Annotated in this window: 16 protein-coding genes; 10 read left to right on the top strand and 6 right to left on the bottom strand. The window is 77.6% G+C overall.

The window, feature by feature from the left end:
• The first annotated feature begins 84 nt into the window (after positions 1–84).
• Genes ACI8AF_RS08685 through ACI8AF_RS08675 form a run of 3 tightly spaced genes read left to right on the top strand, consistent with a single transcriptional unit; the run spans position 85 to position 2,505 of the window.
• Positions 85–579: a VOC family protein gene (locus ACI8AF_RS08685; RefSeq protein ID WP_456539291.1), complete on the top strand. Its 495-nt coding sequence runs from the start codon at positions 85–87 to the stop codon at positions 577–579.
• Positions 580–589: 10 nt separating this feature from the next.
• A complete protein-coding gene (locus tag ACI8AF_RS08680) occupies positions 590–1,339 on the top strand; it encodes a class I SAM-dependent methyltransferase (RefSeq protein ID WP_456539290.1) in 750 nt (249 codons plus the stop codon).
• Positions 1,336–2,505: an alkaline phosphatase family protein gene (locus ACI8AF_RS08675; protein WP_456539289.1), complete on the top strand. Its 1,170-nt coding sequence runs from the start codon at positions 1,336–1,338 to the stop codon at positions 2,503–2,505. Before ACI8AF_RS08680 ends, ACI8AF_RS08675 begins: the two co-directional genes overlap by 4 nt.
• On the opposite strand, the gene ACI8AF_RS08670 is transcribed toward ACI8AF_RS08675, so the two are convergent.
• The 3 genes from ACI8AF_RS08670 to ACI8AF_RS08660 are packed head-to-tail and all read right to left on the bottom strand — an operon-like array spanning position 2,502 to position 4,983.
• Positions 2,502–3,425, bottom strand: a complete 924-nt coding sequence (locus ACI8AF_RS08670) for a sucrase ferredoxin (protein WP_456539288.1) — start codon at positions 3,423–3,425, stop codon at positions 2,502–2,504. The two genes, ACI8AF_RS08675 and ACI8AF_RS08670, sit on opposite strands and share 4 nt — an antisense overlap.
• Complete coding sequence (locus ACI8AF_RS08665) at positions 3,422–4,702, bottom strand: cupin domain-containing protein (RefSeq protein ID WP_456539287.1); 1,281 nt, start codon at positions 4,700–4,702, stop codon at positions 3,422–3,424. Before ACI8AF_RS08665 ends, ACI8AF_RS08670 begins: the two co-directional genes overlap by 4 nt.
• On the bottom strand, positions 4,699–4,983 hold the full coding sequence (locus tag ACI8AF_RS08660; RefSeq protein ID WP_456539286.1) for a BatC protein: 285 nt from the start codon (positions 4,981–4,983) through the stop codon (positions 4,699–4,701). The genes ACI8AF_RS08665 and ACI8AF_RS08660 overlap by 4 nt, the downstream gene beginning before the upstream one ends.
• A 198-nt stretch (positions 4,984–5,181) precedes the next feature.
• On the opposite strand from ACI8AF_RS08660, the gene dinB reads away from it, so the two are divergent.
• Positions 5,182–6,510, top strand: coding sequence for a DNA polymerase IV (gene dinB, locus ACI8AF_RS08655; protein WP_456539285.1), 1,329 nt, complete (start codon positions 5,182–5,184; stop codon positions 6,508–6,510).
• A 124-nt stretch (positions 6,511–6,634) separates the two neighbouring features.
• Positions 6,635–7,033: a DUF3040 domain-containing protein gene (locus tag ACI8AF_RS08650; protein ID WP_456539284.1), complete on the top strand. Its 399-nt coding sequence runs from the start codon at positions 6,635–6,637 to the stop codon at positions 7,031–7,033.
• A 159-nt stretch (positions 7,034–7,192) separates the two neighbouring features.
• Here ACI8AF_RS08650 and ACI8AF_RS08645 read toward each other — a convergent pair whose 3' ends face one another.
• The 3 genes from ACI8AF_RS08645 to ACI8AF_RS08635 are packed head-to-tail and all read right to left on the bottom strand — an operon-like array spanning position 7,193 to position 11,968.
• Positions 7,193–9,592 carry a transglutaminase family protein gene (locus ACI8AF_RS08645; protein WP_456539283.1) on the bottom strand — a complete coding sequence of 800 codons (2,400 nt, stop codon included), beginning with the start codon at positions 9,590–9,592 and terminating at the stop codon, positions 7,193–7,195.
• Entirely contained in the window at positions 9,589–10,980 is a 1,392-nt protein-coding gene (locus ACI8AF_RS08640) for a DUF58 domain-containing protein (protein WP_456539282.1), read from the bottom strand. The genes ACI8AF_RS08645 and ACI8AF_RS08640 overlap by 4 nt, the downstream gene beginning before the upstream one ends.
• A 4-nt stretch (positions 10,981–10,984) precedes the next feature.
• Complete coding sequence (locus ACI8AF_RS08635) at positions 10,985–11,968, bottom strand: AAA family ATPase (protein ID WP_456539281.1); 984 nt, start codon at positions 11,966–11,968, stop codon at positions 10,985–10,987.
• Positions 11,969–12,214: 246 nt separating this feature from the next.
• On the opposite strand from ACI8AF_RS08635, the gene mraZ reads away from it, so the two are divergent.
• The 5 genes from mraZ (at position 12,215) to ACI8AF_RS08610 (ending at position 18,059) form a co-directional block, all read left to right on the top strand.
• Positions 12,215–12,649 carry a division/cell wall cluster transcriptional repressor MraZ gene (gene mraZ / locus ACI8AF_RS08630; protein WP_456539280.1) on the top strand — a complete coding sequence of 145 codons (435 nt, stop codon included), beginning with the start codon at positions 12,215–12,217 and terminating at the stop codon, positions 12,647–12,649.
• Between the two features lie 383 nt (positions 12,650–13,032).
• Positions 13,033–14,007 carry a 16S rRNA (cytosine(1402)-N(4))-methyltransferase RsmH gene (gene rsmH, locus ACI8AF_RS08625; RefSeq protein ID WP_456539279.1) on the top strand — a complete coding sequence of 325 codons (975 nt, stop codon included), beginning with the start codon at positions 13,033–13,035 and terminating at the stop codon, positions 14,005–14,007.
• Positions 14,004–14,600, top strand: a complete 597-nt coding sequence (locus ACI8AF_RS08620) for a hypothetical protein (protein ID WP_456539278.1) — start codon at positions 14,004–14,006, stop codon at positions 14,598–14,600. The genes rsmH and ACI8AF_RS08620 overlap by 4 nt, the downstream gene beginning before the upstream one ends.
• A gap of 2 nt (positions 14,601–14,602) precedes the next feature.
• A complete protein-coding gene (locus ACI8AF_RS08615; RefSeq protein ID WP_456539277.1) occupies positions 14,603–16,435 on the top strand; it encodes a peptidoglycan D,D-transpeptidase FtsI family protein in 1,833 nt (610 codons plus the stop codon).
• Positions 16,436–16,496: 61 nt separating this feature from the next.
• On the top strand, positions 16,497–18,059 hold the full coding sequence (locus ACI8AF_RS08610) for a UDP-N-acetylmuramoyl-L-alanyl-D-glutamate--2,6-diaminopimelate ligase (protein WP_456539276.1): 1,563 nt from the start codon (positions 16,497–16,499) through the stop codon (positions 18,057–18,059).
• Positions 18,060–18,088: the final 29 nt, after the last annotated feature.

Raw genomic sequence — 18,088 nt, 5'->3', positions numbered from 1 at the left:
CCGCGGGGTGGGCCGGCCGAGCGATGAGTTCCGGGCGGCCCGGCGGTTCTCACTGCGACGGACCCCGCACGAGAGGACGCGACCATGCCCAGGACCGTGATCTGCCTGTGGTTCGACACCGAGGCCGAGGAGGCGGCGCGGTTCTACACGTCGGTCTGGCCCGACGCCGAGCTGCTCGGCACCGTCCGCTACGGCGCCGAGGACCCCCAGCGCGAGGGCCAGGCCCTGACCGTGAGCTTCCGCCTCGGCGACACCGAGTACGTGGGCCTCAACGGCGGCCCCCAGGGCTGGTCCTTCAACGAGTCCATCTCCTTCCAGATCATGTGCACCGACCAGGACGAGGTCGACCACTACTGGACCCGCCTGACCGACGGCGGCGAGGAGGCGCCCTGCGGCTGGCTCAAGGACCGCTTCGGCGTGTCCTGGCAGGTCGTGCCGATCCGCCTGATCGAGCTGCAGAACGACCCCGATCCCGAGCGCCGGCAGCGCGCCGTCCAGGCGATGTTCACGATGAAGAAGATCGACATCGCCGAGCTGGAGCGCGCCGCCGACCACGTGCCGGCCCAGCGGCGCCACTAGGCTCGGCCGGGTGCCGCCTGCCCCCGCCTCGCCCGCCGCGGAGCAGCCGTCCGCCCGCACCGCGGCCGTCTGGGCCGCCCTCGACCCGGTCGTCCGCGCCGGCACCTCGCTGCGCGTCCTCGACGTCGGCGGCGGCAGCGGCATCTTCGCCGTCCCGCTGGCCCAGCTCGGCCACGAGGTCACCGTCGTCGACCCCAGCGCCGACGCCCTGGCCACCCTGGGCCGCCGCGCCGGCACGGCCGGCGTCGGCGCCCGGGTCCGGGCCATGCAGGGGGACGGCGACCTGCTGCACGAGGTGCTGCCGGCGGCCGGGGGCGCGGGCGGGTTCGACCTCGCGCTGTGCCACTCCGTGCTCGAGGTGGTCGACGACCCGGCGGTCACGCTGCGGGAGATCGCCGGGGTGCTGCGGCCCGGCGGCCAGGTGAGCGTGGCGACGGTCAACCGCGCCGGCGCCGTCCTGGCCCGCGCCCTCTCCGGGCACCCGGTCGAGGCCCTGGCCCTGGTGGAGGACCGCGATCCCGCCCCCACCCGCGCCCGGCCGGCCCGGCGGCGGTTCGGCCCCGACGAGCTGCTCGCCCTGGTCGAGGGGGCGGGGCTGCGGGCGACGACGTGGCGCGGGGTCTCGGTGGTCGCCGACCTGCTCGACGCCGCCTCCGGCGCCGACCCGGCGAACGTGCGGGCGCTGGAGCTGGCGCTGGCCGAGACCTCGCCCTACCGCGACGTCGCCACCGGCCTGCACGTGCTCGCCACCCGGCCGTGAGCGCGCTCCCGCCGGACCTGGTCCGCCCGCGCTACGGCACGGCCACCCTCGCCGACGTCCTGCCCGGCGCCGCGGCGGCGGTCGGCGTGCCGGTCGAGCGCGGCGACCTGCCCGCCGACCCCCTCGGCCTCACCGCGGCGCTCGGCGGCGCCCGCCGGGTCCTCGTCCTGCTCGTCGACGGGCTCGGCGCCGACCTGGTGCGCGCGCACGCGGGCCTCGCCCCGATCCTGGCCGCGCTCGCCGCCCCGGTCGGCGACCTGCAGGCCCCCTGCCCGAGCACGACCCCGGTCAGCCTCACCACCCTGGGCACCGGCCTGCCGCCCGGCAGCCACGGCGTCCTGGGGTTCGTCACCGACGTGCCCGGCGAGAACCGGCTGCTCAACCACACCCGGTGGACCGACGACCCCGACCCGCTGGCCTGGCAGGCCCGGCGCACGGTGTTCGAGCAGGCCTGGGACGCCGGCGTCGCGGTCACCGCCGTCGGCCCCTACGCCTACCGCGGCTCCGGGTTGTCCGAGGCCGCCTACCGCGGTGCCGACTACGCGGGCGTGGTCAGCCCGGGCGACCTTACGGCGGTCGCCCTGCAGGCCCTGCGCGCGGCGCCGCGGGCGCTGGTCTACGCCTACATCCCCGAGCTCGACCTCACCGGCCACGTCCGCGGCGTCGACTCCGACAGCTGGCGCGCGCAGCTGGCGATCGTCGACCGGGTGGTGGAGCAGCTGGTCGCCGGCCTGCCCGACGACGCGGCGCTGCTGGTCACCGCCGACCACGGGATGCTCGACGTCCCCGCCGACACCCGCCTGGACGTCGACGACGAGCCCGAGCTGCTCGACGGCGTCCGCGTGCTGGCCGGCGAGCCGCGCGCCCGCTACGTGCACGCCCTGCCCGGTGCCGAGGCCGACCTGCTCGACCGCTGGCGCGGCGTCCTCGGCCCCCGTGCCTGGGTGGCCGGCCGCGACGAGGCCATCGCCAGCGGCGTCTTCGGCGCGGTCGACGCGGCCGTGGCCGCGCGGGTCGGCGACGTCGTCGCGCTGGCCCGCGGAAGCTGGGCGATCACCTCGAGCCGGTTCGAGCCGGGGCCCAGCCGGCTGGCGGCCTACCACGGGTCGCTCACCGCGACCGAGCTCGCGATCCCGCTGCTGCTCGCCCGCGGCGCCGCGCTCTAGACCAGCGACTCCAGCTGCCACGTGCGCACGTGCGCCGGGTGCCGCGCCGAGCAGGTCAGCAGCGCCGCGTGCTCCGACGGGCGGCTCTCCACCGTGGCCGCGAGCGCGCCGTCGGGGCCGGCCAGGGTCACGGTGAAGCGCTCGACCTCCGCGCCGGCCGGCGTGAGGTGCCGGACGCCCAGCGGTCGCAGGTCGTCGACGCCCAGCAGGCCCCGCTCCTCCCGCACGAGGTGCTGCGCCGCCTGCGCCGGGATCGCGAACCCGGCGCGGCCCCGCAGCCAGGGCAGCGCCACCCGTCCGGCGCCGTGCGCCGCGACGAGCTCGGCGCCGTCCCCGGGCACCTGCCCGTAGTAGTAGCCGTGGGGGAGGACGACGACGTTCGCGGCGAACCGGTCGCCGCCGAGGTGGCTGCACTCCCAGACGTCGGCCGGGCCGGGCGCCGGCAGGCTCCGGGCCAGCGGCCGCCCGCGCAGGGCGCAGCAGGCGTCGTGCCCGCCGTGGGTGCAGACCAGGTAGACCGGGCCGTGCGCCGGCTCGCCGACCGAGCCGTCCCACGGCGCCTCGAGCAGGTCGGCGTCGCTGGACCGGACCGACCACCACAGGCCCTCCCTGCCGGGGCGGGAGTCGACGTAGGCCCACCGCCGGCCGGAGTCGGTCAGCCGGTCGCCGGGGCGGCGGACCAGGAGCAGCCGCACGTTCTCCGCGCGGGACCGGCGGGCCAGCAGCGGGGCCACCGCCGGGTCGAACCGCGACTGGGCCAGCGCGTCGCGCCCCCACGGCCCGGGCTGCTCGACGAGCACCCAGCGCTGGGCCAGCGAGGCCGTGGCCACCATGAGGTCGCCGCGCGCCAGGGCCTGCACCGAGCAGCGCGACGGGTCGAGCCGCCCCGCCGGGCGCGTCCTGCCGGGGGAGGTGCTCACGCCGTCCCGGCTGCGTCCGGCACGGTGGCCACCCCCTCGGTGACCAGGCGGCGGGCGAGCGTCACCTGCTCGTCGGCGGCGAGGCCGGGCAGGTCGCCGACCTTGAGCTCCCCGACGGCCAGCAGCTCGGCGAGGGCCGGCGCGGTGGCGGCGGGCAGCTCGTGGGTGCGCCGGCCGGCGACCAGCGTCACGCGGTCGTCGGCGGCGGGGCGCAGCTGCACCCGCAGCCGGCGCCGCAGCCGCAGCACGGTGTCGGTGCCGAGCGCCGCGGCCGCCGCGGACTGGGCCAGGGGGGCGACCGGTTCGGGCCGGACCTGCGCCCACGTCCGCGCCCGCAGCCGGTCGGCGACCTCCTCGGGGTCGACCCGGCCGAGCCAGTCGCGCAGGCCGGCGATCACCGCGGCGACGTCGTCGGCCACGGAGGCCGGTGCGGCCAGGTCCAGCCCCAGCGGCAGCGAGCGGCGCAGCTCGGGGTCGTCGGCGGCGAGCGTGCGCACGAGGTCGAGCGCCGACTCCGCGGCCGCCCAGCGGGTCACGGAGTGCACGCCGATGGTCAGGTGGCCGCTGATCGCGCCCAGTGCCTCGGCGGAGTGGAGGTAGCCGCGGGGCAGGTACAGGGCGTCGCCCGGCCGCAGCACGGTGTCGACGACGGGCTCGCGCTCCGCGGCCGCGGCGACGGCGGCCGAGCGGTCCTGCCAGGGCTGGGTGCGCAGCGGGTCGGGGAGCACCGGCTCGTGGATGCGCCAGTGCTTCTCGCCGGCGAACTGCAGCACGAAGACGTCGTGGACGTCGTAGTGCGGGCTGAACCCGCGCGAGGACGGCGGCGTGACGTAGGCGTTGACCTGCGTGGGGTGGCCGAGGTCGGCGGCCAGCTGGTCGGCGAACTCGATCAGCGGCGGCCACAGCCGGTGCAGGCCCTGCAGGACGACGGTGCTGCCCTCGGCGAACAGCCGCAGCACCGCGTCGGACGTGACCTGGTCGGCCACCTCGGCGCCGGCGCCGCCGGAGCCGGTGAACCGCTTGGGGTCGACGACGGCGCCGTCCTTGGCGATCCGGAGGAACGGGGTGCGCAACCCGCGGCGGGTGAGCAGCTCGTCGACCGCGTCGAGGGTCAGCAGGTCGGCGAAGGACTCACCGGTCTCCTCGGCGCGGGCCAGCAGCGGCCGGCGGGCCCAGTGGTCGCGGGCGAAGTCCTCGGGATCGGTGTGCGTGCACCGCCACAGGGCCGGGCGGGACGACGGTCCCGTCCGGCCCTGCGTGGTGAGGTCCTCGCTCACGCGCCGCCGTCGGCCCCGCCGTCAGCGCCGCCGTCGGCCCCGCCGTCGGCACCGCCGTCCGCGCCGCCGTCGGCACCGCCGTCGGCACCGCCGTCGGCACCGCCGTCGGCACCGCCGTCCGCGCCGCCGTCAGCCCCGCCGTCAGCCCCGCCGTCGGCCCCGCCGTCGGCCCCGCCGTCAGCCCCGCCGTCGGCCCCGCCGTCGTGCACCCCGGGGGTGCCGGAGGCACCGCCGTCGGCCGGGCCCTCCGTGCTGGTCATGTCGTCGTCGTCGAGCGCCACTGGCTCCTCCGCTCCTGACTCGGGGCGACCTCGGGTGGGCACCCCTCCGGCGCCCTTCCTACCGCAGTCGATCACGGCGCACACCTGAAAGGTCGTGCACCACGGAACGCCCCGCGCGCGCCGTCCGGGCGGTGCTCCGGTTGCCCGCTACGCTGCCCGGGTATCGAACACGTGTTCGAGCTGGGAGGAGGGGCCGTCATGCCGTCGCCGGGCCGCGCCGAGGGGTGCACCGTCCTGCACGTCGACATGGACGCCTTCTTCGCCAGCGTCGAGGTGCGGCGGCACCCGGAGCTCGCCGGCACGCCGGTGATCGTCGGGGGTGCGGGCAACCGGGGGGTGGTCACCTCGGCCACCTACGAGGCGCGGCGCTTCGGCGTGCACGCCGCCATGCCCACGGCCCGGGCGCTGCGGCTGTGCCCGACGGCCACCGTCCTCCCCGGCGACATGACCCTCTACGCCGAGGTGTCGCGGTCGGTCATGGCGCTGTTCCGGTCGATCACCCCGCTGGTCGAACCGCTCTCGCTGGACGAGGCCTTCCTCGACGTCGCCGGCGCCGGCCGGCGGCTGGGCGACGCGGCCGAGATCGGCGAGTACACCCGCGCCCGCGTCTACGACGAGCAGGGGATCACCTGCTCGGTCGGGGTGGCGCCCACGAAGTTCGTGGCCAAGCTGGCCTCCACCTCCGCCAAGCCCGACGGGCTGCTCGTCGTCCGCCCGGCCGAGGTCATGGACTTCCTGCACCCGCTGCCGGTCGGCGCGCTGTGGGGCGTGGGCCCGAAGACCGAGGAGCAGCTGCTGCGGCTCGGGCTGCGCACCGTCGGCGACCTCGCGCACGTGCCGGCGCGCACCCTGCAGCGGGCGGTCGGCGCGGCGGCCGGGTCGCACCTGCACGAGCTGGCGTGGGGCCGCGACCCCCGCCGCGTCGTCCCCGACGAGCCGGAGCGCTCCACCGGGGCGGAGGAGACCTTCGCCACCGACGTCGACGACCCCGCGGTGATCCACCGGGAGCTGCTGCGGCTGGCCGAGCGCACCGCCGGGCGGCTGCGCTCGCACGGGGCGCTGGCCCGCACGGTGAGCATCAAGGTGCGCTTCGCCGACTTCGCCACGATCACCCGCAGCCGCACCCTCGCCGTCCCGACCGACGTCGGGCAGGAGCTCTACGACACCGCGCGCGCCCTCTTCGACGCCCTCGGCCTGGACCGCGCGCGCATCCGGCTGGTGGGGGTGCGCGCGGAGCGGCTGGTCGACGCCGACTCCGCACCGCGGCAGCTCGAGCTCGGGGCCCGCGAGCACGGCCGGCGCGAGGCCGAGCTGGCCGCCGACCGGGCCGCCCGCCGGTTCGGGGCCGGGGCGGTGCGCCCCGCCACGCTGCTGCACCGCGACCGGTGGGCCCGCGGGGAGGGGGAGGGCGGCCTCGCCGCGAGCCGGGTGATCCCGCGTCCCGAGCGGGCCCGGCGCGGGACGGCGGCCGCCGACCAGGGCCCCCCGGCCGCTCCGGCGACGGCCGGGGGGCACCCGGGGGAGTGATCTCCGCAGGAACCCGGCGGGTCGCCGCAGACTCGCCTTTCGCACCCTGCGATCGGCTCGTATCCTCGATGTCACGCCGGCCGGACGTGCCGGCGGTCTTGGCTTGGGCCCACTGGAGGTCGACGTGCCGCTCTCCGAGCACGAACAGAGATTGCTGGAGCAGATCGAGCGCGCCCTCGTCGACGACGATCCGAAGTTCGCCTCCTCGGTCCGCAGCGGTGACCGCCGCGTCAAGGCGCGCCGCAAGCTGCAGCTGGGTGCGCTGCTGGTGCTCGTCGGCCTGGCCGGCCTGATCGGCGGCGCCGTCGCCGGTTCGGTGTGGCTGGGGGTCGCCGGCTTCCTCGTGATGTTCGGCGGTGCCGCGCTCGGCGTCCTCAACTACAAGTCCGCCACCGGTGCCGTCGAGGCCGGCGCTCCGGGTGCCGCGGGTCCGCGCGGTGCGACCGGCCGCAAGGGCCGTCCGCGCAAGCAGCCGTTGAAGAACCGCCTCGAGGAGCGCTTCCGCCGCCGCTACGACCAGTAGCCGCCCGACGCCGACCGGCCGCCGTCCCCTCCGGGACGGCGGCCGTTCGCATCTCCCGGGGGGCGCTCTCCCGCGGCGTGTGGTCGCCATCTCCACGGTGTGCGGCGCGGGTCGCGACCACGCCGCGCGGGTCGCCGCCGCTGATCCCGGCGGGCGGCCTCAGGCGGGGCGGGGGCGGCGGCGGAGCAGCGCGGTGAGCCGGCGGCCCAGCGTCTCGACCGCCCGGCGCCCGGCACCGGACATCAGCGAGGCCGGCCACAGCAGGGCCAGCAGCCGGGCCCGGCGCGGCGTCGCCCGCACCAGCCCCCGCCGGGCGGTGCGCAGCGCGGCGGCCAGCCCGGGATCGGCCGCCGCACCCGGCCGCGCGTAGCTCGCCGCCTCCTCGGCCAGCGCCAGCCGGCGCAGCGCGTCGACGGCGGCGGCCTCGTCGGCGGAGTCCGGCCGGCGCACCGCGGCCCCTGCTCCGGCGGTCCCGGTGACCACCGCGGCCAGCTGCCGGGCGGTCTGCCGCGGGGTGCGCGCGGCGTGCAGGCCCACCCCGAGGTCGCGCGCGGAGGCGGCCAGCTCGTCCCACAGCGCGGCGGCGCTGCCGTCGGCCAGCCGCCGGCGCCGCTGCACGCCCCGCGCGAGCGCCGGACCGGCCAGCAGCGCGAGGACCAGCACCGCCCCGCCCGCACCGAGGAGGACCGGGCGCAGCCACGGCGCCGTCTGCTCCTGCGGCAGGTCGAGCGGCACGAACTGGTCGTCGCGGTCGATCTCGACGGTGGCACCGGCGGTGGCCGAGGCGGTGGGCGCCGAGGGCTCGGCGGCCGGCTCGCCCTCCTCGGGGGCGTCACCGCGCGGTGCCCACGGCAGCTCGACCCGGCGCTCGGTGGCGATCGGCGTCGGGTCGAACGGCACCCAGCCCAGGTCGGCGAAGTAGACCTCGACCCAGGCGTGCGCGTCGTCGCTGGTGATCAGCCGCGTCCCGTCGGGCTGCTGGTCGCCCGGCGTGTAGCCCAGCGCCACGCGGGCGGGCACGCCGGCCGCGCGGACCATGACCGCCATCGCGCCGGCGTACTGCTCGCAGTAGCCGCGCCGCAGCCGCAGGAAGTCGGCGAGGTCGTCACCGGTCGTCCCGGGCGCGGTCGACAGGCTGTAGACGAAGCCGTTGGCCCGGTCGGTCAGGAACGAGTGGATCGCCCGCACCCGCGCGTAGGGCGTCGCCGCGTCGGCGGTCAGCTCCCGGACCAGGTCCACCACCGTCGGGTCGAGCTGCGGCAGCTCGGTGTAGCGCGCCTGGAGCGTCGAGGAGCCGGCCAGCGCCGGGGAGGACTCCAGCGCCTCCACGCCCGGCTGCGGCTGGGCGGCGCGCACGTCGTAGGTCAGGCCGGCGGTGGTCACGTCGCGGCCGAAGACCGTGCCGGTGGTGGGGTCGAAGCGCCAGTCGTCGTCGCCGTCGCCGGTGACGTCGACCTCCTGCGGCGAGGTGAGCACCGGCAGGAAGCGGTCGGTGTGCCCGAGCGCGGTGATCGTCGCCGAGACCGGCCGGCTCTGCTCGCGGTCGGGCACCGGGGCCAGCTGGTCGTCGTCGGCGATGGAGGTCTCGCCGTCGAGGTTGGACAGCGTCCAGCCGTCCTGCCCGTCGTAGAAGTCCAGCGACACCGCACGCAGGTAGCCGGGGTCGTCGACGGTGGCGTCGACCCGCAGCAGGTCGATCGCCTCGGGCAGGGTCAGCTGCCCCTGCATCGCGGCGACCGGGTCGAGCGAGGTGCCGGTGGCGCTGCTGTCCCCGGCGCCGCCGCCCAGCCCGGTGGTGAAGGAGTTCTCGGCGAGGGTCGGCACCACGGCGCCGAGCACCAGCCCCGCCACCAGGGCGAGCACCCCGGTGCGCAGGGCCAGCAGCGTGCCGGTGCCCAGCGGCGCCCGGCGGCCCGAGCGGCCGCCGCGGGCCAGCCGCCGGCTCTGGTCGGCCCACAGCAGCAACGCCAGCCCGGCGGCCGGGGCGGCGACGGCGGTGAGCCCGATCCCGCCGGTGATCGTGGCCACCGGCACGCAGTAGAGGACCAGCAGCCCGAGGCCGGCCAGCGCCGGCTGCCGCCCGGCGACGGCGACCAGGTCGACCGCGATCGCCACCAGGCCGACCAGGACGACGGTCAGCGCCAGCAGGCCGCGCAGCGGCAGCGCCGGGGTGGCCTGCTCGCGCAGCTCGGCCGAGCCGTCGGCGAGCACCCGCAGCAGGTCGGCGACGGCGGCCGGCGTGGGGACGACGCCGAACAGGGCCTGCGCCGGCGCGTAGAGCGAGACGAGCAGGCAGACGATGAGGGCGATCTGGCCGATCGGCACCAGCGGCACGGCCAGCGCACCGAGGCGCGGCGGCACCGGCCGGTCGCCCGAGACCCTGGCCCACAGCGCCGGTCCCGCGCTGCGCAGCAGCAGCCCGCCGGCGAGGACGACGACGACGGTGGCCAGCACCGGGCCGAACCAGGCCCGGCCGGCGAACACCGGCGTGAGCGCGAAGGCGCCGAGCAGCGTCGCGGCGGCCGCGGCCACCGCCGAGGTGACGTCCCGCCGGTTCACGCCGGCACCCCCACGCCGCCGACCACCGGGAGGGCGCCGGCGTCGGGCCCGGTCAGCTCCGCCCAGACCTGCTCGACCGCGACGTCGGCCCGGGCGATCGCGACCCGCCAGCCGGCGGCGCGCAGCAGCGTGGCGGCGTCGTCGCGCTGCTGGTCGAGCTCGGCCCGCGCGGTGGCCGCGGGGGAGCGACGGCCCCGCACCAGCCCGGCGTCGGCCCAGCTGCCGATGTCGGCGAGGACGGCGAAGTCGGTGGTCGGCCCCGAGCGCGCGCGGACCAGGTCGGCGACGTCGTCGGACCCCACCGCGCCGAGCAGGCAGACCACCGGGCCGTCACCGGCGGCCCGGGCCAGCTGCTCCACCCCGGTGGCCAGGCCCGAGACCTTCGACGGGCGCAGGCCGGCCAGCGCGTCGAGCAGCTCCGCGGGCGCCAGCCCGCCCCGGCCGCCCGTCGTCGACAGCTCCCCGGCCTCGGTCACCAGCCGCAGCGTCGCGCCCCGCCGGCCCAGGGTGACGCCGATGCTGGCCGCCGCCTCGACGAGCCACTCGAGGCTGTCCGGCGGCGGGCAGTCGTCGCCGGGCGGCCCGGCGACCTCGGCGGCCCCGCGGGCGGCGGCGTCGCGGTTGGCCACCAGGTGGGCGCGGGTGCGCGTGTCGAGCAGCAGCGTGGCCTGCGCCCGCCACGGCCGCTCCTCCAGGCGCACCATGAGCTCGCCGGTGCGGGCGGTGGTCCGCCAGTGCACCTTGCGCAGGTCGTCGCCGTGCCGGTACTCGCGCACGCTCACGTCGTCGTCGCCGTGGACGGCGATCGACCGCCGGTCGCCCTCGCCGCCCCCGCCGTGCCCGCCGGCCGGACCCCCCGGCCCGAGCGCCCGGACCCGCGGGACGACGACCAGGGGCACGGTGTCCGCGCCGGTGGCCGTGCGCAGGACCAGGCCGAACGGGTCGACCAGCCGCAGCCGCAGCGGGCCGAGCGTGTGCCGGCCGCGGCGGGTGCCGCGCACCCGGTAGGTCAGCGCCGCCGACTCCCCACCGGCCAGCCGCTCCACCACGAACCCGGGGGAGGGGCCGAGCTCCGCGGGCAGCTGCTCGGACAGCAGCCACAGCCCGCCGGTGCGGCTGTCGGCGTTGGTGACCTCCAGCAGCACGTCGGCGTCCTCCCCGCGCGGCACCCGCGCCGGGGTGACGGTGCGCCGCGAGGCCAGCCGGAACCGCTCGCGCGCCACGGCGGCCGCCGACAGCAGCGGCAGCGCGAGCACGAAGACCGATAGCTGCACCAGCGCCCGCTCGCCGAGCAGCGCGCCGAGCGCGAGCAGGGTGCCGCCGGCCGCGATGAGGCACCGCCCGCGCAGCGTCAGGGACGACAGCGCCGTCCCGACCCGCCCCCGCACCGCGTCAGCGCCCGCGGGGGACCGGCACCGTCGCCAGCAGGTCGGCGACGACCTGCTCGGCGCTGCGGCGCGCCAGGGTGGCGTCGGCGGTGAGCAGCAGCCGGTGCGCCAGCACCGGCGCGGCCAGCGCCTGGACGTCGTCGGGCAGCACGTGGTCACGGCCGGAGAGCGCGGCGGCGGCGCGGGCGGCGCGCAGCAGCTGGAGCCCGGCGCGCGGCGAGGCGCCGAGGCGCAGGTCGGGGGAGCGGCGGGAGGCGTCGACCAGGGCGACGACGTAGCGGCGGACCGCCTCGGAGACGTGCAGCCCGCCCACGGCGCCGATGAGCGCCTGGACCGTCGCGGCGTCGGCCACCGGTGGCAGCGAGGCCAGCGGGTCGGCGGTGGCCCGCTCGTCGAGCATGGCCAGCTCCGCCTCGCGGTCGGGGTAGCCCATGGACACCCGCGCGGTGAACCGGTCGCGCTGCGCCTCGGGGAGGGGGTAGGTGCCCTCCATCTCGATCGGGTTCTGGGTGGCCATGACCAGGAACGGGCGGGCCAGCTCGTAGCTGACGCCGTCGACGGTGACCTGGCGCTCCTCCATGCACTCCAGCAGCGCCGACTGGGTCTTGGGCGAGGCCCGGTTGATCTCGTCGGCGACCACCAGGTTGGCGAAGATCGCGCCCGGCTTGAACTCGAACTCGCGCGTCTCCTGGTCGTAGACGCTGACGCCGGTCACGTCGCTCGGCAGCAGGTCGGGGGTGAACTGGATGCGGCGGACGCTGGCGTCGATCGACGCGGCGAGGGCCTTGGCCAGGGTCGTCTTGCCCACGCCCGGCACGTCCTCGATGAGCAGGTGCCCCTCGGCGAGCAGGACCACCAGCGCGAGACGGACGACGTCCGGCTTGCCCTCGATGACCCGGCCGATGTTGGCCGCGATCCGCGCGCCCTCCGCTGCGACGTCGACCGAGGACCCGGCCGTTCCGTCGGCGGTCCGTGTCGCCTCCGTCACGCGCACCAAGGTACGTGGCCCGGCGCGTCCGGAGGGGGTCGAGCGCCCCACCGCGCCCCACCGGCCCCCCACCGGCCTCCTGGCGGCACTGACCTGCGGCGGGAGGAGGGGGCCGAGAAGGTCACGACACGGCGTCGAGTGGTGTCCAGTGGGGGCTAGTGGGTTACTGTGTCGCCCGGTGGGGAGCAGCTCCCGGTCCAGGGGGAGCTGCGCAACCGGGGGAGGACCAGTGACGGGGGTGATCCGGTGTTCGTCGGCAGCTATCCGCTGCGGCTCGACGAGAAAGGCCGGCTCGCTCTTCCCGTCCGCTTCCGCGAGCAGGTGGCCGAGGGCATGGTGATCAAGAAGGGCCAGGAGCACTGCCTCTACGGCCTCACCATGTCCCGCGTCGCCGAGCAGAGCGCCGCGCTGCAGCAGATGGCCCCCGCCGACACCGCGGCCGCCCGCATGCGCGCCCGCATGAGCTTCGGCTCGATGGTCGAGGTCGAGCCGGACAAGACCGGCCGCATCACCATCCCGGCCAACCTGCGCGAGTACGCCCACCTCGACCGCGACGTGGTCGTGGTCGGCGTCGACACCCGCTTCGAGATCTGGGACGCCGCCACCTGGGAGGCCTACGTGGCCGAGCAGGAGGCCGCCTTCGCCGACATGGAGAGCGAGGGGATGCCGACGCTGTCGTGACCCCCGAGACCTCGTCCGCCACCGCCCGGACCCCGACGCACCCGCTCGAGCCGCCTTCCCCGCGGCTCGATCAGGACCGGCCCGAACCGCCTTCCCCGCGGCTCGGTCCACGCACCCGGAGCCCGCAGGGCACGGCGGACCACCCCGTCCCCGCGGGGCCCCACCTGACGCACTTCCCCGGCGCCAGGCGGGCCCCGCGGGGGACGGGCTCCCCCGTCCGGCTCGGGACGCCACCCCACTCGGCTCCACTTCCCCCACTCCGCCCCACCTCGGCCGCACCCCTGCGCCGATCCGCGCGCCTCGCCGCCGGGCTCCCACAGTCCGCCGCGTCCCTCCGTCACCATCGGGGGACGCCGCCCGACCCGTTCGAGAGGCAGTCGACGATGAGCAGCCAGGAGCACGCGCCGCCGGTGCACGTGCCCGTGCTGCTCGACCGGGTCCTCGAGCTGCTCGGCCCCGCCTGCGCCGCCGACGGCGCCGTGCTCGTCGACGCCACCCTCGGCCTGGCCGGTCACTCGCTGGCCCTGCTCACCGCCCACCCCGGGCTGCGGCTGGTGGGGCTCGACCGCGACCCCGAGGCGCGGGCGGAGGCCGGGCGCCGGCTGGCGGCCGCGGGCGTCGCCGACCGGGCCACCGTCGTCCCCGCCGTCTTCGACGAGCTGCCCGACGTCCTCGACCGGCTCGGCCTGACCGAGGTGCAGGCGGTGCTGTTCGACCTCGGCGTCTCCTCGCTGCAGCTGGACCGCCCCGAGCGCGGCTTCAGCTACGCCGCCGACGCCCCCCTCGACATGCGCATGGACCCCACTGCGCCCCGGTCGGCCGCCGACGTCGTCAACACCTACCCGGCCCGCGAGCTGGCGCGGGTGCTGCGCGAGTACGGCGAGGAGCGCTTCGCCTCCCGGATCGCCGCCGCGATCGTCCGCGAGCGGGACCGCGAGCCGTTCACCGGCACCGGGCGGCTGGCCGAGCTGGTCCGCGAGTCCATCCCGGCGGCCACCCGCCGCACCGGCGGGCACCCGGCCAAGCGCACCTTCCAGGCGCTGCGGATCGAGGTCAACGACGAGCTGGGCGCCCTGCGCCGCGCCCTGCCGGCGGCGCTGGACGCGCTGGCCGTCGGCGGGCGGATCGCCGTGATCACGTTCCACTCCCTCGAGGACCGGCTCGTCAAGCAGACCCTCGCCGCCGGCGCCACCGACTCCACCCCGCCGGGCATGCCGGTGCCGCTGCCCGAGCACCGCCCGGTGCTGCGGCTGCTGACCCGCGGCGGCGAGGCGCCGTCCGACGCCGAGGCCGCGGCCAACCCGCGCGCGGCCTCCGCCCGCGTCCGCGCGGCCGAGCGCACCCGGCGGGCCGCGTGACCACGCCCGCCCGCCGCCCGGCGACGCCGTCCGGCACCCCGAAGGCGACCCCGAGGACGACGACCCCGAAGGCGACCCCGAGGACGACGGCGCCGCGCACCCGGACCCACCGCACCGGCGTGGTCCGCACCGGGAACCTCCGCCCCTCCAGCGCCACCGGGGCCGCCGGCCGCGCCACCCGCAGCACCCCGACGCGGCCGGACCTCTGGCTGGTGCCGGCCGGCGAGGCCGCCCGCCGCCCCCGGACGACGCCCCGGCGGCGCGCGCCGTTCGTGCTCCTGGTCGTGGTCATGCTGCTCGCCACGACGCTGGGCCTGCTGTTCCTCAACACCGCGATCGCGGTCGACTCGCTCAAGGCCACCCAGCTGCGCACCGAGAACGCGCAGCGGCAGGAGGACGTCCAGCGTCTCGAGCAGCGGGTGGTGCAGGGGAACACCCCGGCCGAACTGGCCCGCGCGGCGGCGGAGGAGGGGCTGGTGCCCGCCGGCCCGCCCGCCTACCTGGTGGTCGAGCCCGACGGCAGCTCCACCGTCCGCGGTGAGCCGGAACCCGCGCCGGACCCGTCGGACGACGGCGCGTCGGGGGTGGACTGACCGTGTCGAGCACCCTGCGTCCGCCGCGCCCGGCCGGCCGCCCGCCGTCGCCGCGCGGCACCAGCCCGTTCACCCCGCGCCGCCCGCCGGGCAGCCGGCGCAGCTCCGGCGGCCTGACGATCGAGCAGCGCGGCCGCCGCAACCGGTGGGGGTTGATCGCCCTCGTCCTGCTGCTCACGCTGGTGCTGGTCCGCCTGGTCTTCCTCCAAGGCGTCGACGGCGGCGACTACGCCACCGCCGCCCAGCAGGACCGGCTGCGCACCTATCCCATCGCCGCGCTGCGCGGCGAGATCGTCGACCGCGACGGCAACCCGTTCGCCTACACCGTCGACGCCTCGCGGGTGGTCGCCGACCCCACGGTGATCGCCGACCCCGAGCGCACCGCGCTGGCGCTGACCACGCTGCTCGACGTCCCGGTCTCCGAGCTGACCGAGGAGCTGTCGGCGGACAGCCGCTACGCCGTCCTCGCCAGGCAGGTCCTGCCCGAGGTGACCGACCAGATCTCCGAGCTGGAGCTCGGCGGCATCTTCTTCGAGGACGACCCGCTGCGGCTGTACCCGGCGGGGTTCGTCGGCGGCCAGGTGGTCGGCTTCGTCGGCCGCGACGGCGAGGGGCTGGCCGGGGTCGAGCGGCGCTTCCAGGACGACCTGGCCGGCACCGACGGCGAGCGCCGGGTCGAGGTGGGCACCGGCGGCAACCCGATCCCGTCGGGGATCGACGAGTCCACCTCGGCCGTCGACGGCAGCACGGTCACCCTCACCCTCGACCAGGACCTGCAGTACGTGACCGAGCAGCGGCTCGCCGAGGCGTGCGCCGACGGCGCCACGACCCGCGCCTCGGCCGTCGTCCTCGACGTGCGCACCGGCCAGGTGGTCGCGATGGCCTCCTGCCCCGGCTACGACCCGGGCGAGTACTCGCAGACCGACCCGGACCTGCTGGGCAACCCCGTGGTGTCCGACGTCTTCGAGCCCGGTTCGGTGATGAAGGCGGTGACCCTCGCCGCGGCGCTGGAGGAGGGCGTGGCCACCCCGGACACGGTGCTCACCGTCGACGGCCACATCCAGGCCGGCGACCGGGTGGTCACCGACGCGCACGACCACGAGCCGATCGACTGGACGGTCACCGGCATCCTGGCCAAGTCCAGCAACGTCGGCACGATCATGCTGGCCCGCGAGGTGGGCGACGAGACCCTCGAGCGGTACCTGCGGGCCTTCGGCATCGGCAGCGCCACCGGCATCGAACTGCCCGGGGAGAGCGACGGCATCCTGCAGGACTCCGCCGACTGGACGGAGAGCCGCGCGGCCAACGTCCCGATCGGGCAGGGCGTCTCGGTGACCACGCTGCAGATGGCGTCGGTGTACCAGGCCATCGCCAACGGCGGCGTGCGGATCCCGCCCCGGGTCGTCGAGTCGGTCACCGCGGCCGACGGCACCGTGACCCGGGAGACCGCGCCCGAGGGGACCCGCGTCATCAGCGAGGCCACCGCCGAGGACATGGCCTACATGCTCGAGGCCGTCGTCGGCGAGGGCGGCACCGCGCCCCTGGCGGCGGTCGAGGGCTTCCGGGTGGCCGGCAAGACCGGCACCGCCCAGCGCGCCAACCCCGACACCGGCGGCTACGCCGGCGGCGGGTACGTGACGACGTTCGTCGGCTTCGCGCCGGCCGACGACCCCCAGTACGTCGTCGCGGTCGACCTCGAGCGCCCCACCAGCTCGGAGGAGGGCGGCCAGGTAGCCGCCCCGGTCTTCGCCGACATCATGCGGCAGGCGCTCACCGCCGGCGGCATCGTGCCGTCGGGGACGCCGCGGCCGGACTTCCAGCTCACCGGCCCCTGAGGCGCGCGCGCCCCGGTCGGTTGCCGGGCCGTGGACGCCCGCGCCGGTAGATTGGAGCCCCGTGATCCCGACCGCCCCCGGGTCGGTGCCCCGACCTGCGGGTACCCGGCCGTTGCCGCTCGCCGAGCTGGCCGATCTCGTCGGCCGGCCCGTCGCCGGACCCGACCCCGCGACGGCGGTCACCGGGGTCACCCTCGCCTCCACCGAGGTGCAGCCCGGCGACCTCTACGCCGCCCTCCCCGGCGCCCGCACGCACGGCGTCCGCTACCTGCCCGACGCGGTCGCGCGCGGGGCCGTCGCCGTCCTCACCGACCCCGCCGGCCGGGACGACGCCGCCGCGAGCGGGCTGCCCGTGTGCGTGGTCGACGACCCGCGCGCCGTGCTCGGCGCCGTCGCCGCCCGCGTGTACGGCGACCCGGGCAGCCGGCTGACCGTCGTCGGCATCACCGGCACCAACGGCAAGACGACGACGAGCTACCTGGTCGAGGCGGGGTTCGCCGCCGCCGGGCGGGCCACCGGCCTGATCGGCACCGTGCAGACCCGCACCCGCGGCCGGGACGGCGTCCCCGTCGCGGTGCCAAGCGCCCGCACCACGCCCGAGGCCCCGGTGCTGCACGCGCTGCTGGCCGGCATGGCCGAGTCCGGCGTCGAGGCCGTCGTCATGGAGGTCTCCAGCCACGCGCTGGTGCAGGGGCGGGTCGGCGGGCTGCGGTTCGCCGTCGCGGGCTTCACCAACCTCAGCCAGGACCACCTCGACTTCCACGGCGACCTCGAGGAGTACTTCCGCGCCAAGGCGCTGCTCTTCGACGGCCGCGCCGACGCCGAGGTGGTCGACGTCGACGACGCCTACGGCCGCCGCCTCCTCAACCGGCCGGGCCGGCCGCGCCCGGTCACCGTGTCGAGCTCGGGGGCCGACGCCGACTGGACGGCGACCGGCATCGCCGCGGCCCCCGACGGCGGCTCCACCTTCACGCTGCACGGCCCCGGCGGGCGCAGCTGGCCGGGCCGGGTCCGCCTGCCGGGGCGGTTCAACGTGGCCAACGCCGTCCTCGCCGTGGCGCTGCTCGACGCGGTGGGCGTCGACCCGGCCACCGCGCTGGCCGGCATCGCGACCACCGTCGTCCCGGGCCGGATGGAGCCGGTCGACGCCGGGCAGCCGTTCGTCGCCGTGGTCGACTACGCGCACACCCCCGACGCCGTCCGGACGGCGCTGGACGCGCTGCGCGGCTCGACGACCGGCCGGGTGATCACCGTGCTCGGCTGCGGCGGCGACCGCGACCCCGGCAAGCGCGCCGGCATGGGCGCCGCCGCGGCGGCCGGCAGCGACGTCCTCGTCGTCACCGACGACAACCCGCGCTCGGAGGACCCCGCCGCGATCCGCGCCGCGATGCTGGCCGGCACCCGGGAGGTGCCCGACCCCGAGCGGGCCGAGGTGCTCGAGGTCGGCGACCGGCGCACCGCCATCGCCACCGCCGTCGGGCTGGCCCGGCCCGGCGACACGGTGCTGGTGGCCGGCAAGGGGCACGAGAGCGGCCAGGAGGTCGCCGGCGTCGTCACCCCGTTCGACGACCGCGAGGTGCTGCGCGACGCGCTCACCCCGCTGGCCGCCGGGACCACGGCGTGAGCCGAACCCGCCGGGGCGCCGCCCCCGCC

This window comes from Blastococcus sp. SYSU D00669 (assembly GCF_054050715.1).
Note: the sequence above shows the minus strand (reverse complement) of the source record. Positions and strands in the feature narration are given on the sequence as shown.

Coding starts and splice junctions, on each gene's coding strand:
- rsmH (WP_456539279.1), top strand. CDS start 13,033: ATGAGCAGCCAGGAGCACGCGCCGCCGGTGCACGTGCCCGTGCTGCTC.
- dinB (WP_456539285.1), top strand. CDS start 5,182: ATGCCGTCGCCGGGCCGCGCCGAGGGGTGCACCGTCCTGCACGTCGAC.
- ACI8AF_RS08685 (WP_456539291.1), top strand. CDS start 85: ATGCCCAGGACCGTGATCTGCCTGTGGTTCGACACCGAGGCCGAGGAG.